Source organism: Micromonospora sp. NPDC048843, assembly GCF_040649965.1.
Classification (GTDB): Bacteria; Actinomycetota; Actinomycetes; order Mycobacteriales; family Micromonosporaceae; genus Micromonospora; species Micromonospora hortensis.
In genome coordinates this window covers 1-1,179 of the sequence record NZ_JBEZGJ010000383.1, presented here as the reverse complement: position 1 = coordinate 1,179, position 1,179 = coordinate 1, and the positions used below count along the sequence as shown (strand labels likewise).

At 66.7% G+C, this 1,179-nt stretch carries 3 protein-coding genes; 1 reads left to right on the top strand and 2 read right to left on the bottom strand.

Features of this window, described 5'->3' with window-relative positions; translation table 11 throughout:
- Both AB0C20_RS36280 and AB0C20_RS36275 read right to left on the bottom strand, forming a co-directional pair.
- Positions 1–217, bottom strand: a 217-nt coding sequence (locus tag AB0C20_RS36280) for a hypothetical protein (protein ID WP_357569730.1), incomplete at its 3' end; no start/stop codon positions are given.
- Between the two features lie 11 nt (positions 218–228).
- Entirely contained in the window at positions 229–804 is a 576-nt protein-coding gene (locus AB0C20_RS36275; protein WP_357569729.1) for a zinc ABC transporter substrate-binding protein, read from the bottom strand.
- Positions 805–944: 140 nt separating this feature from the next.
- Here AB0C20_RS36275 and AB0C20_RS36270 point away from each other — a divergent pair.
- On the top strand, positions 945–1,179 hold a 235-nt coding region (locus tag AB0C20_RS36270), incomplete at its 3' end, for a hypothetical protein (RefSeq protein ID WP_357569728.1).

The following is a 1,179-nucleotide window of genomic DNA, read 5'->3' as shown; positions in this document are numbered from 1 at the left end:
TCACAGCTGTCGCCGGTTGTGTCGCGGTCGTCGCCGGTGCGCCGTCCGGATCGCAGAACGAGCAGTCCGCATCGTCGAAACGGGACGAGCTCGCACCGGAATCGGCGCGGGCCGATTCCGGATGCGCGGCGCCACCGCCGGCGTTCGATTCGTTCGCCGGTGGTGCGTCGTCGGCGACGACCGCTTCCGTCGTTTCGGTTCGTGTCTGTCCCGTCACCGCAACTCTCCTCAGCCGAGCGCCGCGGCCAGCGCGTTCGCGTTGTCGGTCTGCCATTTCACGAAATCGGTGTTCTCCGGCAGGGTTTCGGTCACCTCGACGACCGGCACACCGGCGCGTTTCGCGGTGGATGCCACATCCTGGGTCGTCTTGTCCTCGGTCTGGATGTTGTAGACGAGCGCGCGAACCTGCTTGGTGTTCAGCAGATCCCGGACCGCGGCCAGATCGGCGGGCGCCGGATCGGTGCCCTGTTCGATCGCCTCCTCGAATTCGTGCGGCGTGCGATCGTCGGTATCGGCGGCGAGCAGCAGGTAGTGCGCCAGCGGGTCGGTCTGCAACACCGGCGACTTCGGGTGCGCGGCAGCGATTTTCGCGGTGAGGGCGGTGACACCGGCCAGCTGCCCGCGCAGTGCGGCGGCGCGATCGGTGAATGCCTGCCGATGCGCGGGATCGATGTCGCCGAGCTCTGCGGCGATCTTGTCGGCCACCGCGCTCACGGTGTTCATGTCGTACCAGATGTGCTCGTTCTCGTCGTGGGCCGCGGCACCCGTACGCAGGTCGTAGGCCGCGAGGGTGGGCTTGTGCACCAAGGGCGCGACCCATCTCGAACTCATGCGCGCTCCCGGCCGGTTGACCTCGGCCCTGCACCGCACCCGTTGAAATTGGCGCGCATGTCCAGCGTGCCGATTTCAACGAGTTGCAGAACCCGTTCGGCACGATCTGCAAGATGCTCGATCTCGGCCAATTGCGGCCCGGGGACCCGAAATTCGATGCGATCAGCCGGCAGATGCGGCCGATTCTGGATCAGTGCAAGACGATCACCGACCAGATCACCAGTGGTGTGAAGACACCGTCGCTGGTGCTGCCGTTCGGCATCCTCAGCGGTGACAACATCCAGAACACCCCGGTGCCCGGCAGCGTCCCGGGTACGCCGTCCGATCAGCAGCCGCCGTCGCAGCAGG